Genomic DNA, 22,650 nt, shown 5'->3' on the forward strand with positions numbered 1-22,650 from the left:
CCTTTTAGCTTTAAGATTTTTCGTTTCAAAAACACTCCTAAAGGTATTACCCAAGTTCTATGTCAATTTAATAACAATTTTGTTGCAGTTTTTTTATCCCCTGCAAGCCTTGTCTTGTTGTATTTGTCCCATAAGTTTTAAATACTTTCCTTTATCACTACCCTCCAATCAAAACCGTCGGAAATCCTAAAACAACCGTACCACCATGTGCGGTAGGATCACCCATTCTTACTGCGGGTTTCCCGCAAATCAACACGGTTTCGGAGCCTTTTATCACTGAATCCGGAGGACCTACACAAATTGCCATATCTCCCACTACAGAGGCCGGTAAACCACCGATCAAAACTGTGGGAGCTCCAGGCCCAACCAAAGGTCCACCTACATGTGGAATCGGCGGTTCAGTGGGGGTAACCATCGGACATACGTGCATATCTGTTATTCTAGCAGCCATCATTCCCATAATCTGTTAATTAATCATTACAATAGCTCCTTTAACTTTGGTCTGACCAGAAGAGTTTATTTCAGCAGTTCTTACTCCTTCAGCCACAAAGCCTACTTTAGCTTTATTATGCACGTTCAACCCTGAAACAACTGCATCCATCTTAGCCGCCAGTTCTATTTTCCCATCAGCGCTCAACCTAATATCCCCACCTGCTTTAAGGCTAATATCTTTGTCGCTCTCCATACTAATTCCATTAGAATCCATACAAATCACATTTTCATTGTGATCAGTAATTACGATCTTTCTATTTTCGTCATCCAAAACGAAAGAGCTTCCGCCTGGAGTTTCCAGCTTGATTGCTCTCTTTGCATCATCAAAAATAATTTTAAGTCCCCATTTACTAACAATCGACTTGATATAATTGTCATCATCTTTTGCCAGGTACGGAGGATTTTTTGAAAAGCCCGCAGTTGTTTTCCAAATACCATCTTCAATATGATGGCTTACCGATGAAACAAAGGCCTTGCCGCTATATCGGGAGCCAACACCTTCCAGCAAGACAAATTCTCCAGGATGGACTTTCCCATTCCCCTGAAAACTGACACTCCCTTTCAAATCCGGTTGGTGTATTTTCACCAAGGAAGCGTCTGCATTGACCTCAATTTCTGACTTCTCCGTGGCTGCTTCGGTAAACATATTACTCTCCACATTAAAACTCTGGATACTCTCACCAAAAGCAAGCCGTAACACTGGTTCAGCACTCAACTCTAGCATAGTTACATCTATATGATTAAAAGTCATTCCAATCGCCTCTTGTTTACAGCTCACCATTAGCCTAAAACCACCGTTACCGCTAACCTCAATACTTTCTTTAACAATTACACCGTTAAATACAGATACTTTATCTTCCCCACCGTAACCCGCAAGAATTTCAATCTTATTTCCAGATACAAAACTATCACTGTCACTAATCGGAAAAACCCCAGGCTCCATCGCTCCGCCAGCAAAGATTAGTTCAGCATATGCGATGCAATTTACCTCGTGTTGAGTCCCTACAGAGATTAGGGAATAATAATCTGGGATAATAGTACCTGATACTTTTACCTCCAAACAAAGTGTAAGGTCTACAACGTCGACCGGCGGTTTAATTGCCATATAATTTATAAATGTTAGATTGTTAATTAAGATATTCTTTCCATAAGAAAAAGAGTTGCGTTATGTAACGTTAAGAAAAAAAACTAAATAATTACAGGTGTCTTACTAATTTTTCAGCCTTAAAAAATGGGCAAGTAATCTTAATACCTATTCTTCTTTCACAATTACCCCTTTCCTACCGCTTCCAAATGCACCTTTCATGTCACTTCCCTCTAGACTGATGGTATATCCACCTAAAACGTCTGAAGTATAAAATGAAACTTTAGCTCTGCCCTCTGAATCCGTTATAACATTTGGTTCCCAAAAGATCGTAGACCTACTATCACTTTGCGAATCTTTTACGCTAACCGGAGTGGTGTACTTTGGACTATAAAATTGCTGAGGACGCATGATGGGAAGTGGTCGGTAGTATACCACATCATTGTTCACAGGTCTATACCAGCCCTTTCCATTTAAAGTAGTGATTTCAATTTTTGCAAAATCATATTCTCTATAGCCAACTGCCCCATCTACAGTCCCAACTGTATATTTTCTACTATAGATGACCTCCACCCCCCTGATGTTAGCCAATTGGTACTCAGCCAATGCATCTTTAAGTCCTTCTACCGACCACGAAGGCTCGGCCGAAAGCTCTAGTGGTCGACCATCTATATTTATATCCAAACCAACAACAACCACATACTTCCCTACTCTTATGGCCGGATCACCTTTCAAATTTTCGTAGTCATAGATTAACCTGAAACCTGGTACTTTCTGCTTTAAGAGCTGATATAGATTTGCTGTACCTGATTCCTTGATGTCAATCGCGTCAAAAGCTAAATCGGATTTACCCTCTCCATAAGGGTTCTCAGAACCTTTAATTATTTTAGTTGCATTGATACTGACTTCAGCTAATTGCACTCCATCGCCCACGAAATCATTATCACCTGTTACCAGTTGGAGCCTATTGCTATAGTTTTTAATCTGTGTACTATCACTATTAACATACCAAGGCATCACTACATCAGCCATCCCCTGCGGAATCTTTGGTGCCCGAAAACGATCAACAGTAATTTCCCCCATTCTCATCGTCTTACCTTTTGCAGTTCTTGCCTGAATAAAGAACGATCCGGTATCTATTGGAGGCAAGTCCTTAAAAACGTATCGTCCTGTGGAGTCTGTTGTTGTGGTATTAATGAAACTAGGTTTTTGTGAAGAGATCAGTACCGGCGCATTGGCGACAGGCTTATCAGTCAGATTTTTAACCAAGCCGGTAATTCTATAACCATCTTCAGCAGCAAACGGAATCTTTTTCGGGAACTTGAACACGTTTTTCCAGTCGTAATCAGTCCAACCTTGAGTAAGCATCAAATTGTCCACGTGAGTAGCAACAGATGCAGCTTTCCCCAGGTAATAAGCAGGAGATTCAATATTTCCCCTCAGACCAGAATTCATCAGAAAGGATACCGCAATACCAAGGTTCCCTGAGCTATCTGGTAACACTTGGCTATCATCGGTAACAGCAAGAGAAAAATTCCCCTTAACAGGAAACCCGGCTCTGTCTTTCACCAAAATTTCAATCTCTACAGGTGCGCGTTTGGTATACGAAGTTTTAGCTGGAACAAGACTAACCTCCAGTTCTTGATGATGGTTGATAAAAACAACACGTTCATTTATTGGTTGAGTCCCTTTTAACAAGGTAAATCGAGACACGCCGGTTGGGAAAGCAGTTTTTGGTATATTCAATATCTGTTCCTTCGGACTCAATTGCTCAGACAAATAGACTTTACCACGTGTAGTTCCTATCAGATAATAAATACTATCAGCGGTAAGTGCTTTAGGCGTTGCGGTTATTTTTAAGGTTACAAAATCACTTTCCTGTAAGTTCTGCACCGTCATAACCACCCCTTCTTTACTCACTTTCGGCATAGGGTAATCTTTAGTTGATCCTGATGGCTTTGTGATTTTAGCAGTATAAATCTCCCCAGCTAAGGGCATAAATTCAAATGACCCCATACCGTTGTGAACGGAGGAGAAACTACTAACCACCTTACCTTCTCTATCTACAATGCTTCCCTCAACAGATGTACCCTTACCATTTTCAGCAAGCGCCTTAAAACCTACCACAGATTTTAAACCGGCAACCAACTTACCTCCTTCTGGCATAAATTGGAGATCTATCTTTTGCGTACGCGCTATAGTGAGCGGAACCTGTAGCACCTGGCTTTTATCTGCCGGATGAAGGCTCCTTACTTCCACCCTGATGTTTTTACCGTTCACCCTCTTGGATAATACTTTACTAAACTGGAGTCGGCCATCTGAGCCTGTTTGAAGTTTCTCTTTATATAAATAATTATCCATATCATATAAATAAACCTCTACATCACGTAGGGCCACAGGACTTCTATCCAATCTAAACAGACTCATATCTACCTTTAACTCATCACTTTTTTCAGTACTATCCAGCACAGCAGATGACTTAACCAGCCAACGGTTTCCCTGTGGTAGCCCAAGATAAAATCGTTGGTTAAAGAAATGTCCTTCTCCAAAGTTTTGCATCCAATTGGTGTACGCACGCAGCGTATAACCGCCTTCCCTGAAAATCTTGGAAGGCAGCGGAATTTGCGCCATAGCGATTCCATTCTTAATTGGCACACTAATCCTTCGTACCACTTCAGCACTATCATTATTCAGCTCAACCAACAATACTCCACTAACTTTAGTGGCCGACAGACTAGACCCACTCATTACGTATCCTTTAAACCAGAGGGTATCACCAATGTTATAAGATGTTTTGTCGATATGAAGGTACACCCTTTCCATAGGTAATTTAATGTTTAAACTATCTAATCCCCGAGTAGCTGCATTGGCTTCAATTTTCGCAAATTCCGTCTGCAATGGCTGATCACCAGCTTCTACCTTGTACCTAAAAACCTGCCTCCCCAATTCACCTTCCGCATTTATTCCCTCCACAACTACTTTATAACTACCAGGTCCATCAGCATTGAAATAATTTAAGGTAGCCTTACCAGTAGAATAGGTTTTTACATTTGCGTTCCAGTAAATTGTGGAACGGAGATCGGGAATCACATTTGCACTACTCGGCCGGTCGTATTTGGGACTATAAAAGTCCCTCACCTTATTAAAACCTTTTGGAGTTATATTGACGATATTCGGTTGGTATGTTTTTCTGAAATACCCATTCTTAGTGATAATAAATAATGACGGCACTCCGCCAAACATATTTAACAGTGCTGTATTGGTACGCACAACCTCAATCTTCCCAACATCTGAAGGATCAATCAGGTTGTTATCGAAGAGATCGCTTATCTCAAATAGATCCAGTTTCCTACCGTCCAGATACACGGTCATAGGGGTATTTCTGGAAAAAGGATAGTTTCGTACCGTACCAGACGCAGACGAGCGGAATACTACACCATGAAGCATACCTTGCAAACAAATAGCCAAAGTAGCGCAGCCTTCGGGATTTGTTAATACAAAGGTTTGATCACTGTGACCACCTGGAACTTGGAATATTCCTTGTACCGTGTACTGCTGGCTAGCCTTCTTCCTGGCAGAAATAGTTACTTCTTTTAATCGCTGAACCCTACTCAATCTTCCCATTTTATTCACCAAAGCATCTTGTTTCTTAACATGCTCTACATAAGCTTTCATCGAGTATAGGAAAGATAATGAATCTAAACTTTTGAACTTGTGTTTACTCAAACCCATTTTAGAGGCAGTGTCAATGATCAGTTCCAGTTTATTTCCATTTTTTGCTGTCGTGGCCTGCACGGTAAGTTTAATGCTATCGGTAAGTACCAGGTTATCGAAACTGAACCGGCCTGCCGCATCTGAAATGGTATCTAACATAATCCCTGATCTCAACGAAAACAACTTTACTTTAGCACCAGCAAAGACTTTATTGCTCAATGTTTTTACCACACCAGAAATTGACGAACCCAACTGCTCTGCTTTAAACTTTGGAAGAACTGGATTAGCCCCTGTAATTTCTTTCCAGCTAAACCTTCTATAGCCTTGTGTTAACATTAAACCATCCAGCGCCCTATTTACATCCTCTGAATCCTTCGTGAAGTAATAGTTCGGCTTTTCGATATAACCCTTAAGATCAGACGAAAGCAGTATATTGGAGAAGATGGTACTTTCTTCTGCTTCATCTAGCGGAACTTTACTTTCATCAATTACTGAAATCGAGAAACTCCCCGGAACCGGTTCTCCTTTTCCATTTCTAGCCACGAGCTGCAGTTCAACTTTGTCCTTACTTTTAAAAGTTGACTTTGGAGAAGCCACCTCTAGCTGCATATGATCCTTATTTTTTATAAAGGCAATGCGCTCATTTAAAGGCTCGCCGTTAGGGGCAAACAGCGTAAACTGAGCAATTCCCATCGGAAATTCACTTTTCTTCAGCCAAATTGATGTCCTCACAGTTGTGATATTTACACCCAAAGTAAATATTGATTCACCCCCCGACTGCACAATGAGGCTAACAGGAACTGGATTCTGCTTCAATAAGTTGAGTTGTTTAGCTGAAACGTTTATTCGAACCAACACACTATCTCCTTCCGGTTGAAAAACGGCAAGAGCATAACCATCCTCAACTGCCTTCGGCAAGGGTATAGTAGTTTCGTTGCCATCGGGTGTAGTTACTTTAGCAGAATAGCTACGTCCTTCTTCTGGTTTAAAAGTGAAATAACCGATGCCAGCATGCTCGCTTTTAAATTCTATAATATTTGTGTTCTGATCATCCACAACAGTTCCCTTAATGGCTGCCCCATAACCGCTTGGGGCCACAGCTTTAAAGGCAACCTTAGCAACCACTCCGTTAATTAAATTGCCTCCTTCAGGAAAAAACTGTATGTCGTAAGTTGATGCGTTTTTCTGACTAGTTGAAGCAGATCCCTTGGATGTTTTATCACCTAAAGAATTCCCTTCAGATGTGATATTCAAATCAGCCGTTGAACTACCAACCATAAACAAATGATCAAAGAAATAATCCTCACCTGCATTTCGCATCCATTGCGTATAGGCACGGATACGGTAATTGCCTTCGTGCCATTCATCCTGAAGGGCAAAATCGCCCAATGTGGTTCCCGCAGAAACCGGTAATTTCAATGTTTTTAAAATGGAATCCTTCTCATTTATAAGATCTACATACAAAGCCCCGCTCATTGCCGACAGCTGATGGCGGCTTCCAACAGTTATATATGCTTTAAACCAAATCGTATCTCCAAGCGCATAATACGGCTTATCCATATGCAAATAAACCTTTTCAACAGGATGTACTTTGCTCCAATTGGACAAAGAGCTGATTATCTTTTCTAAAGGATTTTCATCACGAGGGATGAAAGCAAATAGCGCGATAATTGGGATGACTAAAAAAAAGAGGCAAGTTCGTTTAAATTTCATTCCTTACGTAAATTGGGTTGCTATCTGTAAAGACAACTCAACCAACCCAATTGGGGACAAAGTAGAAAATTGATCAATAAATGGACTGAGGCCTTTAAAAATCAACTGTTAAAATAGGACTAACTTGAGATAAGCATGACTAACACAACTGACATTTGAATACATCGGTTCTTTTCTCTTTGTTTTAGATACTAAATTTTGTGCTTTTTTACAATCTTAAAAACAACAAGCCCATTAAGTTTGTTTCTGAAAACGAATTGGTTATAAACAGAGAAATAAAAAACTTAATGGAAAACACGATAGTAACCGCAAACGATAATGGCGCTTTCCATTCAGCACCTCAGCCTCTATTAAGTCCATTTATTAGTCATTATACCTTTCGCCGCACCTTAATACCGAAAGGCAGCTACCTTGAAAAAGCGATGCCATTACGATTAATCAACTCTATTGATTTTTTTATTGGAGATGCCTTTGAGACAATTGATTGTTCTTCAAATGCGGTAATTCCCTTTAATCGTTGCACTATACGCGGCCTGCGTACCAGCAAAAAATACCTTATTCGTATTCAAGGGCAGTTTATCTCGTTTACTGTTAAATTCACAGCTACAGGAATGTATCAACTATTGGGAATTCCTATGGATCAATTCCGAAACAAAGCAGTTCCTGCTTCCAATATTAGTGTACTACCATTTGAAAACATCACCAGGCAGCTATTATACGCCCCTGACATAGAAACCTGCATAAATATTGTAGAGCCTTTTTTATTGCAACTGGTTTCGAGACACATACCTCTTTCTGGCGTAACAGATCAGGCTATTGAACTACTAAGACAACAAAAAGGAAACTCATCTATTCTACAATTGGCCACCAACTGCAACCTCTCTTTACGGCAACTAGAAAGGAACTTTATAAGAGAAATTGGTGTAAGCCCCAAAATTTATGCTCGCATGCTTCGCTTTCAGCACTTATTGCAGAACAGAATAACCACTCCTAACCAGAAATGGGCGGTATTGGCCTATGATAATGATTATTTTGACCAAATGCACTTGATTAAAGAATTTAAGCAGTTTCTGGGCACTACACCATCTGCTTTTATATCTGCGGATTTCGCTTTTTAAACCTAAAGCCATGAGTCTAACTTTTATAAAGTAAGACTCATGGCTTAGTAAAGAATTAGGAAATGTTTACTTCCCAATAACACTACCTACCGCATCACCAACTTCGTGCCCAGCGGCAGCTTTAAAATCGAAGCCTAACAAATTGGAAATGGTTTGAGCCAATTGCTTGTGATAGGTTGTTGTTTGGGTTTTTACTATTCCGGTTGGCGGTGTATCAGGGCCTATTACAGCAAACCACGATTGTTCCGAGTTTGGTGTATCCGTTCCATGACCCATCCATTTTTCAAGTGGTGCTTCACCCCTTCCATGGTCACTGGTAATAATTAAGGTGGTTTTATCCTTATACTGTGGGTCGCTTTGCAAGTATTGCCACAGTTCATTCAAAAACCCATCTTCTTTATTGGCCGACTGTAGATAGAACTTATAACTGCCTTCATGTGCCAAATCATCAGTTTCAGCAAACCCCATATACAACACACGTGGTTTATATTGTTTGAGGTATGCCTTGCCAAGCTCAAAGGTTAAAAAGTCAAGGCGTATATCAGGACCAAGCAGCTCAGGTACTTTGTGCTGGATTTCGCTTAAATACTTCAATCGTTCATTGGCTTTTGGATCTTTGAAATTGGTATAACCAGAATTTATCAATAGTCCTGACCGCTTTTCATTCAATATAGCAGGAAAAATGTGCCATGAAGTAAATGCAGCCACCTTGTTCTCAAATCCCTTTTGCTTATTTAAATACTCAAGAACGTTGACATTGGGATTTGGATTAGGATCGTTAAAGTTGATTCTTACATCAGGGAAACCGGTGAGGATTTCATTGTATCCCGGATAGGAGAAATGATATGGGTTAGCCACCTCACTTTTATTCCCCATATCCCTGTTGCCATATAGTTGTCCCTTTTCTGCAATTACATTCCAGAAAAAAGGCAATAGCAGTTTTCGGCGACTAGCAGCATCTGGTGCCCAGAATTCCCTGGTCATTTCATCCTTATCCTTAGTGAATTTTGAATTGAGAAGTGCTGAATCTGCCCCCCGGTAAAGCTCTTGCCAGCGAAAGCCATCAAGGGTAACAATGATTATATTTTTAGTTTTTAGATTTTGTGCACGTAGTTGTCCAAACATACTAACGGCTATAAAAAGAAGAATTAACTTTCTCACAATTATGACTTAAAGGGTTATTAGGATTTTATGTAACTTAATAAAGGGCTATTTCTTTTCACTGTAATAAGGCCCGTAAGAGTTTTTCAGGCTCAGCTTATTGTTTATGGTTTCAAGGGTAGATACCGTGTAACTTCCATCTGGTTTTACCTGTAGCCAGATGTGTCCGCTGGTAGATTTATAGGAATTATCAATCAGGTCGCCGATGACCACCTTATTGGCCGCTAAGATATCTGTTGCAAACAAATCCCGCTCTCCGGGATAAATGGATTTGGAGAGCATACGCGTTAAAGTCTCATGCGAGGGCTGGTCGCTTGACCAAACCACCTCAAACCAGACTCTGGGCTGCAGAGTTTTGATAAACAAAGGATTCAAAACATCACGTCCGCCATGATGATTGGCAATAGCTACATCAACCTTTCCTATAGAAGAAGCCATTTTTGATTCTACATCATAATATTCAGGGTTTCCAATAGTAACTACCCCCGGAATATCTCCTCCATGATAAAACTTAAAGTTGCCGTACTTAATCAGGTAACCCAAACTCAAACCATTTTCCGAAGGAACATAAGTTGTTGTATCCGGGTAAACATAGAAGTTCTTTCCTGTTGCTTTGTTCCAAACCCAGCCATTCCCTTGTATATTCCTAACTGAAAAATCAGGATAAGCTTTAGGATTATTGTTCAACACGATCTGCTTATTACTTCCCACCTCAAATTGTTCAATCTTTGTGCCATCCTTCTTCTTTTTCTCTTCAGCATAGCGAATGTAGTTTACCAGGGTATTGTATTCCTTAATCTCATTTCTCTTTTTAAGCTGCGTTCTTATATCTACAGGGGTATTATAATTCGGATAACCTCTATCCAAAATTTTCCCAAAGGAGATCTGATCCCCTACCCCTGTCATACCAGACAAATAGTAGTCTCCGTTCTTTGATTTTCTGGCACCATCATAAATCAATCCGTAATGATCATCATGAAAGTGTGTAATAAACGCATAATCAACAAATGAGGGTTTCTTAGACGGACTAACCTGGCGTATGTAACTAGCAATCCATTCATCAGCGTATCTTGAAGCGTTTGGATAGGCCTTGGAGTTTCGGTCTGATTCTGTTCTGGGATCCGTTAAATCCAATTCGCCCGGATCAGAAAGCATAGTGGTACCATCCGGCATAATCGTGAATATAGCATCACCTCTGCCAGTTTTGAAAATGATAATGTCCAGATTCCCTTCTTTCCATTCTGGAATTGGCTTATTGTTTTGGGCATGCGAAAACTCCTGTAAGCATACCAACGAGATTAAAATTAAAATCAGTCTTTTCATCACCTTAAATTATTGATACAACCATGGTTTCATAAGGATATTGTCTGCATTGAAACCTTGTGCTTTCAATGCGTCGCTATAATTTGCAGTGTTTACCCTTTGTTCATCAGTAGGGTAAAGTAAGCGGAATGGTACTATAGCAGTGGCTTGCCCCTGACCATTAACAATTACAGGAAAATTTGTTCTGTGATAATGAAAGAACAATTCAAAATCTGCCTGGGCATTGAATAAGATATAGCGTTGTTCATAGAGCTGAGTCAATGCATTTTCCTTTACCGATGAAAGTGGATTCTTAGTCAGATAAGCTGCTGCTGAACCTGCCACATCATAAAACTGGAATGAGGATTGAACAGCATGTTCGTAGAAAGTAGCTGCATTTGCCTGTACCCACCCTCTTTCAGCTGCTTCGGCTATAGCCAACATCAATTCAGCATAGCTAAATCCAAGTGAAGGCTTTCCAATAGGCAGCTCAGTATAGTTACGACTGTTAACACGGCTATAATTACCTGTAGATGCATCTTCGGTAGCAGCAGTAAGCGATTTTGAAGCATCAATCCCTTCATACGCATCAAAACCCGTTTTACCCTGTGCAGCAGCATTTAGAAATGGTGTTGCATAATAGAACAAACGCGGATCTTCTAATCGCTTTAACAAATCAGCAAGGGTTTTACCTATAAAGCGTTTGTTACGAACATTAAAATCCATGTAAAGCGGATAACGTATGTTCTCATAATCACGGTAGCTTATTTTAGCTTCGTCCTCATCACGCTCAAAGATTGGGTATAAACCTGGATTAGAAATGATGTCGTTAAACCGTTTGGCCACCTGCAAATCCTGATCATTTTCTTTTTTGCTGAGCATAAGTAATACCCTCAATTTGTAAGAGTTGGCAAGTTTACGCCACTTTTTAAGGTCACCATTGTATAAGATGTCTCCGGTAATCGCAGCCTCTGGTTTAATTAGCAATTGATTGGCCTCTTCTAATTCGTTCAATATACCTACTATAATGTCTTTCTGACTGTCATATTTAGGCTGATAATTATTGGACTGTTGACCTTTAAGCGCATCATTGTAAGGAACGGAGCCATACATTCTGGTTAAAAAGAAGAAATTATGGGCTCTTAAGATTTTCCCGATTGCCAGATATTCCTTTGCACCCTTGGCACTTTCCATCATCTTAGTCACATCACGAAGCACGTTAAACTCTGCCCAATCTCCATTTGCCCATTCATAGGTTTGGAATGCCTGTCTATCAGAAGTGGCTGTTGCCTGCCTAACAACTAATCCCGGTTGCCATGGATAACGGTTCTTGAAGCTATTAAATATCACGTTTGGCAAAATTGCCTGTGCGCCAACTTCTGTCGGACGGTTTGGATCCTTATTGTATTTTTCTTGTTTACAAGCAGTAAGCATAATAATAACACTTACCATTACGTATATAATTTTCTTAGTCATCTGTTTTAGTGTTAAAATTTCACATTTAAGTTAAAACCTACATTTCTTGAAGAAGGGAATTGAAGTAGGTTGCCATTAGTTCCACCATTACCTATATCCGGATCAGACAGGGGGAACGCAGAGACAATAAACAAATTAGAACCTACTACACTGAAGGAGGCTCCTTTAATGTTCAATTTGAACTTGTCCAATAATGATTTTGGTAGGTCGTAACCAATGGATACTTCCCTAAGCTTAAGAAAAGTTAAACTAAACACATTGGATTCGCCATTCATGCGGTACCAATATTGTTCTGAGAAATCTTTATAGGTTGTTTTATTGGTGTTTGGAACATACTCTCCATTTACCAGGTTTACACCCTTTGCAATATAAGGCTCTCCACGCGTATAGGCCTCACGATCTGGTCCCACAGCATCAGGATGCGCACCTGAGTACCACAGTTGCTGATTAAGATTTGCCTGATCTATACCGCCAACACGGCCTTCTAATAAAAAGCTGAAGTTAAACTGCTTAAACAACTTGAAATTGTTAAACCAGCTAGCCGTCCAATCCGGACCAATATGACCTAATGTTTTTAGCTCAGTATCCTTAACCGGTAGCCCATTGGCTCCGATAATCAACTGGCCATCCGGAGCTTTTTGCATAGAATTATTGGTTATATACAAATCCATCCGATCGCCGACCTTGATACCACCCAGATTGTCTGCTCCGCCATAAATCGCGGCAAGCTTGTTCCTGTTTAAACTCCAGTTAACAGTAGAGGTTAATTCTACCCGATCACTGATCTTTAAATTGGTTCCTAAAATGGCTTCAAAACCAAAGCGGTTGAACCTGTTTCCGTTGATCTTGTATCTGGTGAAACCAGAAGCAAGTGAAGCATTTTGATCGTAAATAGATTCCGAGTCTACATACCTATAGGCTGTTAGGTCAACAGTTAGTTTTCCTCCAAAAAAGGATGCATTAGTACCCAGTTCATATCCTGTGGTTTTTTGAGGTCTAAGTTGTTCATTCCCTAAAACCGGAGAATAGGTTACCGAGTTGTTCCCATCATAAATAATGGAAGGATTGTAATAGCTGGAGTATTGGTAAGGAGCCAAATCTGCTCTTACCATTGCCCATGATCCTCTTATTTTAAGGAAACTTGAGCTTGGCATACCAAGCAGTTTGGATAAGATTACCGAACCTGAAACAGAAGGGTAACTGTATTGATTATTCGTTTCAGGAAGTGCCGAAGAAACATCCACACGCTCTGTTAACGACAAGAAGTAAGCATCATCATAACTTAAATCTGCTGAAACAAATAAGCTGTTTCTGGCATACTGTGTTAAGGAATTGGTTGACAAAACTGAACCTATAGAATTGGAAAGGTTATAAATTTTGGGAACCTGCAAGCCCTGTGTTTTTGAATTGTGAAGCGTATTCTGCTTAAAGTTAATACTTCCACCTACGAAAGCATTGATGCCGAATTTACCAAGAGTAGAAGCGTACTTAACAAATGCATCAGTATTGTACTCCGAAACATTTGCATCAGTCAGTTCATAATTTCCTTTGATGGCGTTAGCGCCGATGTATCCATAAGGATATTTCATTTCATTGGTTGTTCCCGAAACCTCAGCACTTTGCCTTAAGGTTGCACTAAAGGATTTAGAGATTTGATAATCTGCGCTACCAACACCAAAAAACTTATTCCTGCTTAAAGATTGTGTTTGCTCATAAGCCATATAGTATGGATTATTGATCCAGGAATAATTAAAGTAAACCGGCTCATAGTTTTCTTTACCGGCTTTCCAGTAGTTTTTAAAATCCCGCATATCCACATCTGTTCCTGCCCATATCAGCATTCCGTACAAAATGTTGGTATTACCATAATTGATACGCGGAAAGTTTGGAGAGTCCTGTTTGTTGAACTGGAGTGTTGATGATAATTTCAAACGATCAGTAGCCTGAGAGGTTACATTCAGTGTTGCGTTATAATTTTTTAACTCAGTAGAAGGAACTTCTCCATTGGTGTAATCATAGCCTAAACCCAATCTCATGCTGGTCTTGTCATTTGATGAGGATATAGAGGCATAATTACTGATGGTACTTCCGGTTTCCAGAAAGTTTTTAAGGTTGTTTTTACCTCTGGAAATAAACGGAGTAGGTATTCTTTTACCATTGGCATCTAAAGGACTGTCCCATTGAGGAGTTTCCCAGTAACCGCTAGCTGTTGAAGGATCTTTCACATCCATTTTTGGCCCCCATACAAAGTCATTATCGAATGTTCCGTTACCCATTCCATCAAAGTAGGCGTATTTTCCCTGTTCACCATTTCCGTATTGGTTTTGGGTTTCCGGAAAAACGATCCATCCAGCCCTAAATATCGACCTTTGGCTTAGCTCTATGGAAGTTTCTTTTCCTGCTGATTTTGTGGTGATCTGAATGGCGCCATTTTGCCCTTTAGAGCCATAAAGTGCTGCTGCAGTAGCTCCCTTTAAAACGGAAATGCTCTCGATATCCAATGCATTGATATCATAGGTATTTGAATTAACCGGAATACCGTCTATTACCATTAAAGGTTCTCTACCCCTCAGTTCAATTTTAGTTTGCTGCATCAGGTTAGGAGAATTGAAAACGGTTAAGCCCGCTACCTTTCCGCTCAACTGTGTTGCAAAATTATTGGTGGGTACACGATTTATGGCCTCACTTTTAATTTCCTGAACGGCATAGCCCAGTTTTTTTACTTCTTTTTTAATACCCAAAGCAGTCACCACAACTTCATTAAGCACACCGGTGTCTTCTTTTAAAACAAAGTCTACTGCAGTACTTTTACCTTCTTCAATAACCACGGAGTTTTTAAGCTGTGTAATAAAAGACATGTATTTAACCTCAACACTATAAGTACCAGGCTTTACATCTATGCTAAAAGAACCATCGTTGTTGTTTGAAAAATTTCTGTTCAATTCCACAATTCTGATACTAGCACCAGGCAGAGGTTGCCCTTTAACATCAGTTATTTTCCCGGTAATTTTACCTGGCTGCTGAGGAATCGGTTTGGTTTCAATTAGTATAAAATCATTTAGTATCCTGTATTGAAGGTTGGTGTTTTTTAGAATGAGCTCGATAGCCTTTTTTACACTGATTTCATCCTCATTGAGCTTAATATTCTTAGGGTATTTACTAAGCAGATCATCAGGTATGGAAAACCGTAATTTTGACTGTTTTTGAATAGCCAGTAAACTCTCTTTGATCCCTGCTTTTTCAACATGCAAGGAAATTTTCAACCTATCCAGATTCTGACTGTTTGCCTCGTTGGCAAACAGCACACTGCTTAAGGTAAGGATTGCAACCAATAAAATAGAGGAGCATTTCATGAGAAAGATAAGTTTGTGTCTTACTGTTGAGTGAAGGATTGAACCTTTTTTCATATTTTTGTTAAATAATGGGTTTGCCCGCCTATGGCGGTAAATCTGTTGTCAATTCATTAAGCCAAATGGTCGTCGAAAACTTGTGGCTTATTTGTCTAAATCCGTTCCTGGTTTCAGGGACGGGTTTTGTTTTTTGTATCTCTGTTACATATTTAGGCTGTTAGTTTGCATTCTGTTAATTAATAATAACCTGTCTTCCCTTAATCTTATATTGGAATTTACCTGTTGTGGCAAGTACCTCCATAATATCAGACAGAGGAACGTTAGCTGTAAGCATTATGGTGATGTGTTGCTCCGCTTTTACTTGTTGTTTAAAGCTGACATCCACATTGTACAAGCGCTCAAATACCGAGACTATTTCCTTTAGGGTAGCCCCATTGAAAACCAATCTGCCGTTTTTCCACTCAGATACATCATCCGCATTTATTTCGCCTAATACTGCGTGATTGTTTTTCCAGAGCATACTCTGTCCAGGTGTGAGTGTAGCAAGTTGGTTTTCATGATTTCCCTGTTGATGACTTATTCGGACTTTTCCAGTTGCCACCTCTACTAAAAATGGTTTATCTTTAAAAGCGTTGATTCGGAATGAAGTTCCCACAACTAGAGTCCTCACATCTCCCGTATGAATAATAAAAGGCTTTTTCCGATTTTTAGCAATTTCAAAAAAGGCTTCTCCTTCCAGGCTAATCTCACGTGTGTTTCCGGTAAAACGAGAGGGATATCTCAACTTACTACCTCCTGCCAGATAAACAATCGAACTATCTGACAAACGGATCTGAACACGCTGACCATTGGCATTAACACGTTCAAACATGGTTACTGCCACCTTATTGCTTTCCTGCTTTTTTAAAGTCGAAACACCAAACCATACACCTAAACTGAGCAGCATGGTTAGCCATACAGCTGCATAGCGAAGGGCAAAGAATTTAATCCCTGTTCTCTTAGTCGATACAGAATTGTCTTGTAATCGCTCTTCTGTGAAGCGATTTTTCCAGTTTGCAATTTCCTGATCAGAAATCTGTTGCTCCTGAAACTCTGCCCATTCCTCAGCCCAAACCTCATCAATAAGCTGTTCGGCATCCTCCCTTTGCATAAACAAATTCATCGTTTGCAATTCGGAGGGAGAACACTCGCCTTTAAGATATTTTAGGATGATTTGCTTATTTACCTGTTGCTCCATTTCATTAATTAGATGCTTCTATATGTTAATACACATATTTTGAAGGCAACCACTAATGGAAATGAAATTATTTTACAGAAAAAAGCAGATGGCCAAAAGAAGCGCTATATCCGTATGTTTTTGTAGCTCTCTGCGCAGAAATTTAATAGATGCGCTAATATGATTTTCAACTGTATTAAGGGAGAGCTTCAGCTCAGCGGCAATTTCTTTATGATTCATATCCATCTCACGACTCATTACAAATACCTTTTTACGTTGGGGACTCAATTGAGTTAATGTGTGACTATAAGCGAACTGCAATTCTTTGGCTTCGAAGTCTTCTGCAGGCGATGAACTTCTCATTACGCATTCGGAGACTAAATCCAAAGGAACTGTAACTTCCTGTCTTTTACGAATATGGTTAAATAGGGTATTTTTCATTGCAGAAAAAAGATAAGGAGCAATCTCACCATCAGTTCTGATCTCGTCACTCTTTTGCCAAATTTTTAGCAGAAGATCTAAGACCAAACCTTCGGCTATGGATTCGTCTTTCACATATTTTAATGAAAACTGATAGAGCTTGTTAAAGTATCGCCTAAAAAGTTCGTTGAATGCTTTATCATTTCCCTCTTTACAATGATCTATCAATGTCCGATCTGGTAACCCCTTAAATATCATAATTGATGGTTTGCTTTTATCCAAAGCAAAAATAAGAGGCTAAAAGCAAGCACATATTAACAGTCGGTTAAGTGATTGTTAATAGGGCCACATTATTTTACTGGCTTACCACAACAGGTAAACGATATCAACTTAATTAGCTTACACATTAGAAAAATCCGTAAATTTATTAGAAGCAAAAAATAAATACTCACCCTAAAATCTAAAAAAATGAAACTTAAAAGTTTAGCAGTTGTACTATGTTTACTCATAGGCAGTCAATTGGCAAAGGCGCAAGTAAAAGTAGCCGATTTGGCAAAGGAATGGGAAAGATCAAAAGCTTATACTAAAGAATATCTGGACGCAATGCCTGAAAGCGGGTATGCCTTAAAACCCACACCTGAAATGCGATCTTTTGCAGAGCAAGTATTACACCTATCGGATGCCAACTATGGTTTCGCTTCGGCTGCTACAGGTGCGAAAAGTCCCTTTGGTCAGGGCGAATTGGAAAAAACCAGTGATAAATCCAAAGCTAATGTAACCAAGTTAGTACTGGCTAGTTATGACTTTGTGATTGATAATATAAAAAAGATGCCCGAGGCGCAGCTAGATGAACAGGTTAAACTGTTTGGAAGCTTCGATATGACTAAAAGATTGGCTTTAGCTAAGGCTTTTGAACATCAGGCACATCACAGGGGGCAAACAACTGTATATCTTAGACTGGCAGGTGTAAAACCACCACAAGAAAAACTCTTTTAGCAATTTGCCTTTAAGCCCTTCGGAAAGGCAATTGAATGAGATTCACAAAAGCTTCACAAAAAAAGTGAGGCTTTTGTTTTACAAAATGGGCTATAAAACTAACAGCCCAAACCCCCTTAAACTATTTATTGGTTTTGAATGCCAAAATAGTTCGAAATGCTCCATTGAAGCTTCAAAATCGGCTTTTATTTCCTGGAAAGTATAAACCTGCTCATTAGAAACCGCTATCTTTTGTAACATTGAAACCAACCATTCTCCTTCATTTTTATTGGTATTGATACTAAAGGTTTCCTTTTTATCGTGAAAAGTTAAAACCATTGTTTCAAAAGTATTACCCTTTTTATGCTTTACAACACTTTCCGTATCTGGCTTCCCTCCTAGCCAAATTACTTTAGCTGTTGGTTTAATATTGAATCTGTTTTCATCCACAAGAGCTTTCTCAATAAAATCCGAAGGAACAGCGGTTCTGGGAATCTTAAAATCAAACCAATCTTGCAACTTGTAATCGAAGCAGATGCCATGCATAAAATTAAAAAGCGACTTCTTTAAGCCATAACTAAATTTATCGTGGTCTATTCCCGTTTTATCTATATAATTGATGTCATTATTGGCAAAGGTTCCAATAGCTTCAGTCTCTTTTACCACACCAAATCTTTCCGGATGCATGCCAACAGGGCTATGTGCAGTCATTGCAAACTGATGCCAGAAACCAGATTGTAAAACGCCTGCTTCAAACAACTGTCTTACCATTTCCAAACTATCTACAGTCTCTTGAATAGTTTGTGTCGGGTAACCATACATCAAATAAGCATGAACCAGCACACCTGCTTCCGTAAAATTCTGAGTAACCTTAGCAACCTGCTCAACCGTTACCCCTTTGTCAATTAGTTTTAATAACCTATCAGATGCCACTTCTAAACCACCGGAAACTGCAATGCAACCCGATGCCTTTAGCAAAAGGCATAAATCTCTGGTAAAGCTTTTCTCGAACCGAATATTAGTCCACCAGGTTACAGATATTTTCCTTCTTAAAATCTCCAGCGCTACTTCGCGCATCAAAGCCGGTGGTGCAGCCTCGTCCACAAAGTGAAAGCCATTCTGACCTGTTTGTACACTTAGCTCTTCAATTCTATCAACAATTAATTTAGCTGCAACAGGTTCATAAACCTTAATATAATCTAAAGAAATATCACAAAATGTACATTTCCCCCAATAACATCCATGCGCCATTGTCAATTTATTCCAACGCCCATCACTCCACATCCGATGCATTGGATTTACAATTTCAATAACCGAAATGTATTGATCCAATTTCAAATCGCTATAATCCGGCGTTCCTACATCAAACTGCTTGTAATCACTTCTTAAAGCATCATTTCTATAAGTAACCTCTCCATTTTCTAATAGAAAAGTTCTTTTGTACAAGTTAAAATCTCCGCCTTTTATGATGGAGTTATAGAGCAGTTCAATAGGTAACTCTCCATCGTCTAACGAGATATAATCGAAAAATTCAAATACCCTTTTGTCAGACACTGAACGTAATTCGGTATTAGCAAAACCACCGCCCATTGATATTTTAACCTCTGGATAACGTTGTTTCACATATTGTGCACATCGAAAAGCTGCATACAAATTTCCAGGAAAGGGAACAGAAATTAACAATAACTTAGGTTGAATGACCGAAATTTTCTCTTCCAGAATTTCAATCAGAATCTTATCCATATAGGTATAATCCTGATTTAAAACCTCGTAAAGCTCATCAAATGAATTTGCACTCCTACCCAGTCTTTCCGCATAACGACTAAAACCAAAATTCTGATCTACACATTCAATAATAAAATCCGAAATATCCTCAAGATAAAGCGTTGCTAAATGTTTACCCTTATCCTGCGTTCCCATTGCGCCAAATGCCCAATCTAGCTCTTCCAACTGCTCAAATCTGGAGGCTTCTGGTAAATAATCTTCCTGACAAATTTGCAATGCCAGGGTTGGATTTTTACCCTGCAAAAAAGCAATAACAGCGTTTATTGTTTTGATGTACTCGTTTTTTAAAGCAAGAATTCGCTTTGCATTTAAACTTTTTGGTTTGTCACTTTGCTCCCCCGCAAATAAAAAAAGATCTTCCAAGCCTTTTTTGGAAAACAAAGCCAAAATCACTTCAATACCTAAATCGGCCTGAGTTGAAGATATATTTTTAGTGTTCAAAAAACCTTTGATATATGCAGTTGCAGGATACGGAGTATTCAGCTGGGTAAAAGGAGGCGTAACAAGGAAAAGTTCTGTTTTCAAAATGGAATTGTATTTCACTACAAAAATATCCAAAATAATTTTGGTATTACGCCTTATAAATAGATGTTTTTTTTTACTAAACGCAAAAGAAGTTTTTATGTTCCAAAAAATTTGGCTTCTTTTTGGGTTCTTGAAATCGCTCGGACCTTGTACCAGACTTGTTCGCCCTTTGTTCGACTGTGGTCGAACGAGGTCCGAACAAGACCCGTTTTAGTATGGTGCGAGAGACGACTATATTCTACGACGAAATTTGATTCCTTTTAGGATCAAAAACCATCCGATTCAACGGATAGAATGCTACCCTCATTAAATATAGGAAAATTATCTGTAGATAATTTTTTAATGTTTTTAAATTATTTATTATTGATGTAAGTTACACATAAAATCTAAAGTATTTATGAAAACTTCTAGAAATGATCCGTTTGATTTGAACCTTTGTATGAGAGGATTGGGTGTAGTGATCACAAACATGCATTCAGATGTTTACGAATATATTTACCATTTCACCTTTAAAAAAACAATGAAATCCTATGGTCAAGATTTCAAAGACCCCTGGGAGCAACACATTGAACACGAAGCGTTTTTTAGAGAGATTGATGACCCCTTCGTTCAAAACGCACTTAATACCATGACAAGACTTATTGAATATAAAGTCGAACTTTCCTTAAGGTTTGGTATTGATGAAGTGGAAGATTTGGAAGATGAAATCATCAATTTGGAATCAAACAGATTCTATCCTTATACGTTGGTTTTTAAGCGTTCTAAAAGTTTAAAAAAATTAAAACTATACTATGACCGCACAATATCTGGTTTTATTGAAAGTTTGAGTTTGTACGCTTATGCCCTAACGGCACAAAGCAACAAAATACCACTTGTATTGAAGCGACAGCTTAAACTTCCGGAGCAAGAGAGTTTGAGACTATTAAATCATGATGATAGCAATATTGAATTAATTAAGGAATTGATTATAGGATTAATGAAGGACCTTAGCCATTTTAGAAGCTTAGGTCCAAAGCCAAAGAAAGCTCCATCTACAAAACAGGTCTCGATTAGCAAAAAATAAATAAATTACTAAGCATTCAAACCACCGTCAATTGTAATGGCAGTACCTGTAATGAACTTACCTTCTTCACTCGCGAGATAGGCAACAAGACCAGCAATATCCTCACCCGTTCCATATTCTGAAAGTGCCATCCGGCTTCTCAGAAAATCGGCTAGTGCCGTATCCGAAGGATTCATATCAGTATTAATTGGCCCTGGCTGTACAAGGTTCACTGTGATACCCCTACTCCCAAGATCTCGGGCTAATCCACGTGTGAAACCTGTAAGCGCAGCTTTACTCATCGTATATAGAGTTGTTTGAGGGCCGACGGCATTCTCTGCCATATTGCTACCAATGGTGATGACCCTACCATGATTTGGCATTTGAGGTGCTACTGCCAGTGCAGCTACGTATACGGCACGAACATTAATGGCCATAATTTCTTCGTAATCTTCCAATGTATGCGATTCAAATTCTTTACCAACATAAATTCCGGCATTGTTAACCAGAATGTCAATAGGACCGAGTTCTGCGATTGTATTTTGAATGGCACTAGTCAAAGCTTTCGGGTCAATGCTATCTGCTTCAACGGCTCGGGCATTTCCGCCTTTGGCGTTAATTTCTGAGGCAACGGCTTCCGCTTTCTCCCTGGATTTTGAGTAGGTTAATACCACACTTGCCCCCTCTTCTGCAAGTCTTTTACTAATGGCCGCACCCATTCCACGACCACCGCCTGTGATGAATGCTATCTTGTTTTCTAAACGTTTCATAATGTTTTTATTAAATTTATATTCAAAAGTAGATACTAATACCTATTTTTGATGGTAAACACTAAATTGTCAGGTACTAACAAAAAAGTAAGAAATGAGAAAGGAATCTTCTACGAATGCTATTAACGAAAAGCAGATTAATGACAGTTGTGGCATGGCGTACTCTCTATCGGTATTAGGAGGCAGATGGAAACCTGCCATACTGTGCAGACTAATGCACCAAACTATGCGCTACAGTGATTTAAAAAACTCTATAGAACAGATTTCTGAAAGGATGTTGGTTTCTCAGTTGCGTGAACTAGAAGCTGACCAGGTGGTAAAGCGGACGGTGTATCCTGTTGTTCCACCAAGGGTGGAATATGAACTTACAGAACTCGGCTTAAGTATGCAACCTATGCTGAAAGCCATGTCAGATTGGGGAAATATGCATCGAAGCAAAGTAAATCCGGACGCAGGTGTTGTTATATCTGATTTTTAATTATGTAATCTTATATAAAGCCTTAGATT

At 39.3% G+C, this 22,650-nt stretch carries 15 protein-coding genes; 4 read left to right on the forward strand and 11 right to left on the reverse strand.

The genetic code is table 11. The annotated features are described in order from the left end of the window. Positions 1-157: 157 nt before the first annotated feature. From J1905_RS07715 to J1905_RS07725, 3 genes are all read right to left on the reverse strand, one after another. Complete coding sequence (locus J1905_RS07715; protein WP_214226694.1) at positions 158-454, reverse strand: PAAR domain-containing protein; 297 nt, start codon at positions 452-454, stop codon at positions 158-160. A 12-nt stretch (positions 455-466) separates the two neighbouring features. Next, entirely contained in the window at positions 467-1,597 is a 1,131-nt protein-coding gene (locus J1905_RS07720) for a hypothetical protein (RefSeq protein WP_214226695.1), read from the reverse strand. 147 nt (positions 1,598-1,744) lie between these two features. Next, complete coding sequence (locus J1905_RS07725) at positions 1,745-7,003, reverse strand: carboxypeptidase-like regulatory domain-containing protein (protein WP_214226696.1); 5,259 nt, start codon at positions 7,001-7,003, stop codon at positions 1,745-1,747. A 287-nt stretch (positions 7,004-7,290) separates the two neighbouring features. Here J1905_RS07725 and J1905_RS07730 point away from each other — a divergent pair, with 287 nt between their 5' ends. Then, positions 7,291-8,121, forward strand: coding sequence for a helix-turn-helix domain-containing protein (locus J1905_RS07730; protein WP_214226697.1), 831 nt, complete (start codon positions 7,291-7,293; stop codon positions 8,119-8,121). Between the two features lie 66 nt (positions 8,122-8,187). Here the strand turns inward: J1905_RS07730 and J1905_RS07735 are convergent, their stop codons facing one another. The 6 genes from J1905_RS07735 to J1905_RS07760 all read right to left on the reverse strand — a co-directional run bounded on the left by J1905_RS07735 (position 8,188) and on the right by J1905_RS07760 (position 17,304). After that, entirely contained in the window at positions 8,188-9,282 is a 1,095-nt protein-coding gene (locus tag J1905_RS07735; RefSeq protein ID WP_214226698.1) for an alkaline phosphatase family protein, read from the reverse strand. A gap of 48 nt (positions 9,283-9,330) precedes the next feature. Then, positions 9,331-10,605: a ComEC/Rec2 family competence protein gene (locus J1905_RS07740; protein ID WP_214226699.1), complete on the reverse strand. Its 1,275-nt coding sequence runs from the start codon at positions 10,603-10,605 to the stop codon at positions 9,331-9,333. Positions 10,606-10,614: 9 nt separating this feature from the next. Beyond that, positions 10,615-12,060 carry a SusD/RagB family nutrient-binding outer membrane lipoprotein gene (locus J1905_RS07745; protein WP_214226700.1) on the reverse strand — a complete coding sequence of 482 codons (1,446 nt, stop codon included), beginning with the start codon at positions 12,058-12,060 and terminating at the stop codon, positions 10,615-10,617. Between the two features lie 11 nt (positions 12,061-12,071). Then, positions 12,072-15,413, reverse strand: a complete 3,342-nt coding sequence (locus tag J1905_RS07750; protein WP_214226701.1) for a SusC/RagA family TonB-linked outer membrane protein — start codon at positions 15,411-15,413, stop codon at positions 12,072-12,074. A 229-nt stretch (positions 15,414-15,642) separates the two neighbouring features. Continuing rightward, a complete protein-coding gene (locus tag J1905_RS07755; RefSeq protein ID WP_214226702.1) occupies positions 15,643-16,647 on the reverse strand; it encodes a FecR family protein in 1,005 nt (334 codons plus the stop codon). A gap of 72 nt (positions 16,648-16,719) precedes the next feature. Next, positions 16,720-17,304 (reverse strand): RNA polymerase sigma factor, encoded by a 585-nt coding sequence (locus tag J1905_RS07760; RefSeq protein ID WP_214226703.1) that lies wholly within the window; start codon positions 17,302-17,304, stop codon positions 16,720-16,722. A gap of 210 nt (positions 17,305-17,514) precedes the next feature. On the opposite strand from J1905_RS07760, the gene J1905_RS07765 reads away from it, so the two are divergent. Next, on the forward strand, positions 17,515-18,042 hold the full coding sequence (locus tag J1905_RS07765) for a DinB family protein (RefSeq protein WP_214226704.1): 528 nt from the start codon (positions 17,515-17,517) through the stop codon (positions 18,040-18,042). Positions 18,043-18,132: 90 nt separating this feature from the next. On the opposite strand, the gene J1905_RS07770 is transcribed toward J1905_RS07765, so the two are convergent. Further along, positions 18,133-20,331, reverse strand: coding sequence for a B12-binding domain-containing radical SAM protein (locus J1905_RS07770; RefSeq protein WP_214226705.1), 2,199 nt, complete (start codon positions 20,329-20,331; stop codon positions 18,133-18,135). 397 nt (positions 20,332-20,728) lie between these two features. Here J1905_RS07770 and J1905_RS07775 point away from each other — a divergent pair, with 397 nt between their 5' ends. Continuing rightward, the gene (locus J1905_RS07775; RefSeq protein ID WP_214226706.1) at positions 20,729-21,394 is read left to right on the forward strand and encodes a hypothetical protein; all 666 of its coding nucleotides are present in this window, start codon (positions 20,729-20,731) and stop codon (positions 21,392-21,394) included. Between the two features lie 8 nt (positions 21,395-21,402). Here J1905_RS07775 and J1905_RS07780 read toward each other — a convergent pair whose 3' ends face one another. Next, positions 21,403-22,143 carry an SDR family NAD(P)-dependent oxidoreductase gene (locus J1905_RS07780; protein ID WP_214226707.1) on the reverse strand — a complete coding sequence of 247 codons (741 nt, stop codon included), beginning with the start codon at positions 22,141-22,143 and terminating at the stop codon, positions 21,403-21,405. A 94-nt stretch (positions 22,144-22,237) separates the two neighbouring features. On the opposite strand from J1905_RS07780, the gene J1905_RS07785 reads away from it, so the two are divergent. Further along, positions 22,238-22,621 (forward strand): winged helix-turn-helix transcriptional regulator, encoded by a 384-nt coding sequence (locus J1905_RS07785; protein WP_214226708.1) that lies wholly within the window; start codon positions 22,238-22,240, stop codon positions 22,619-22,621. Positions 22,622-22,650 lie beyond the last annotated feature (29 nt).

Origin of the sequence: Pedobacter sp. B4-66 (assembly GCF_018492665.1) — a bacterium.
In the GTDB taxonomy this organism is placed as follows: domain Bacteria; phylum Bacteroidota; class Bacteroidia; order Sphingobacteriales; family Sphingobacteriaceae; genus Pedobacter.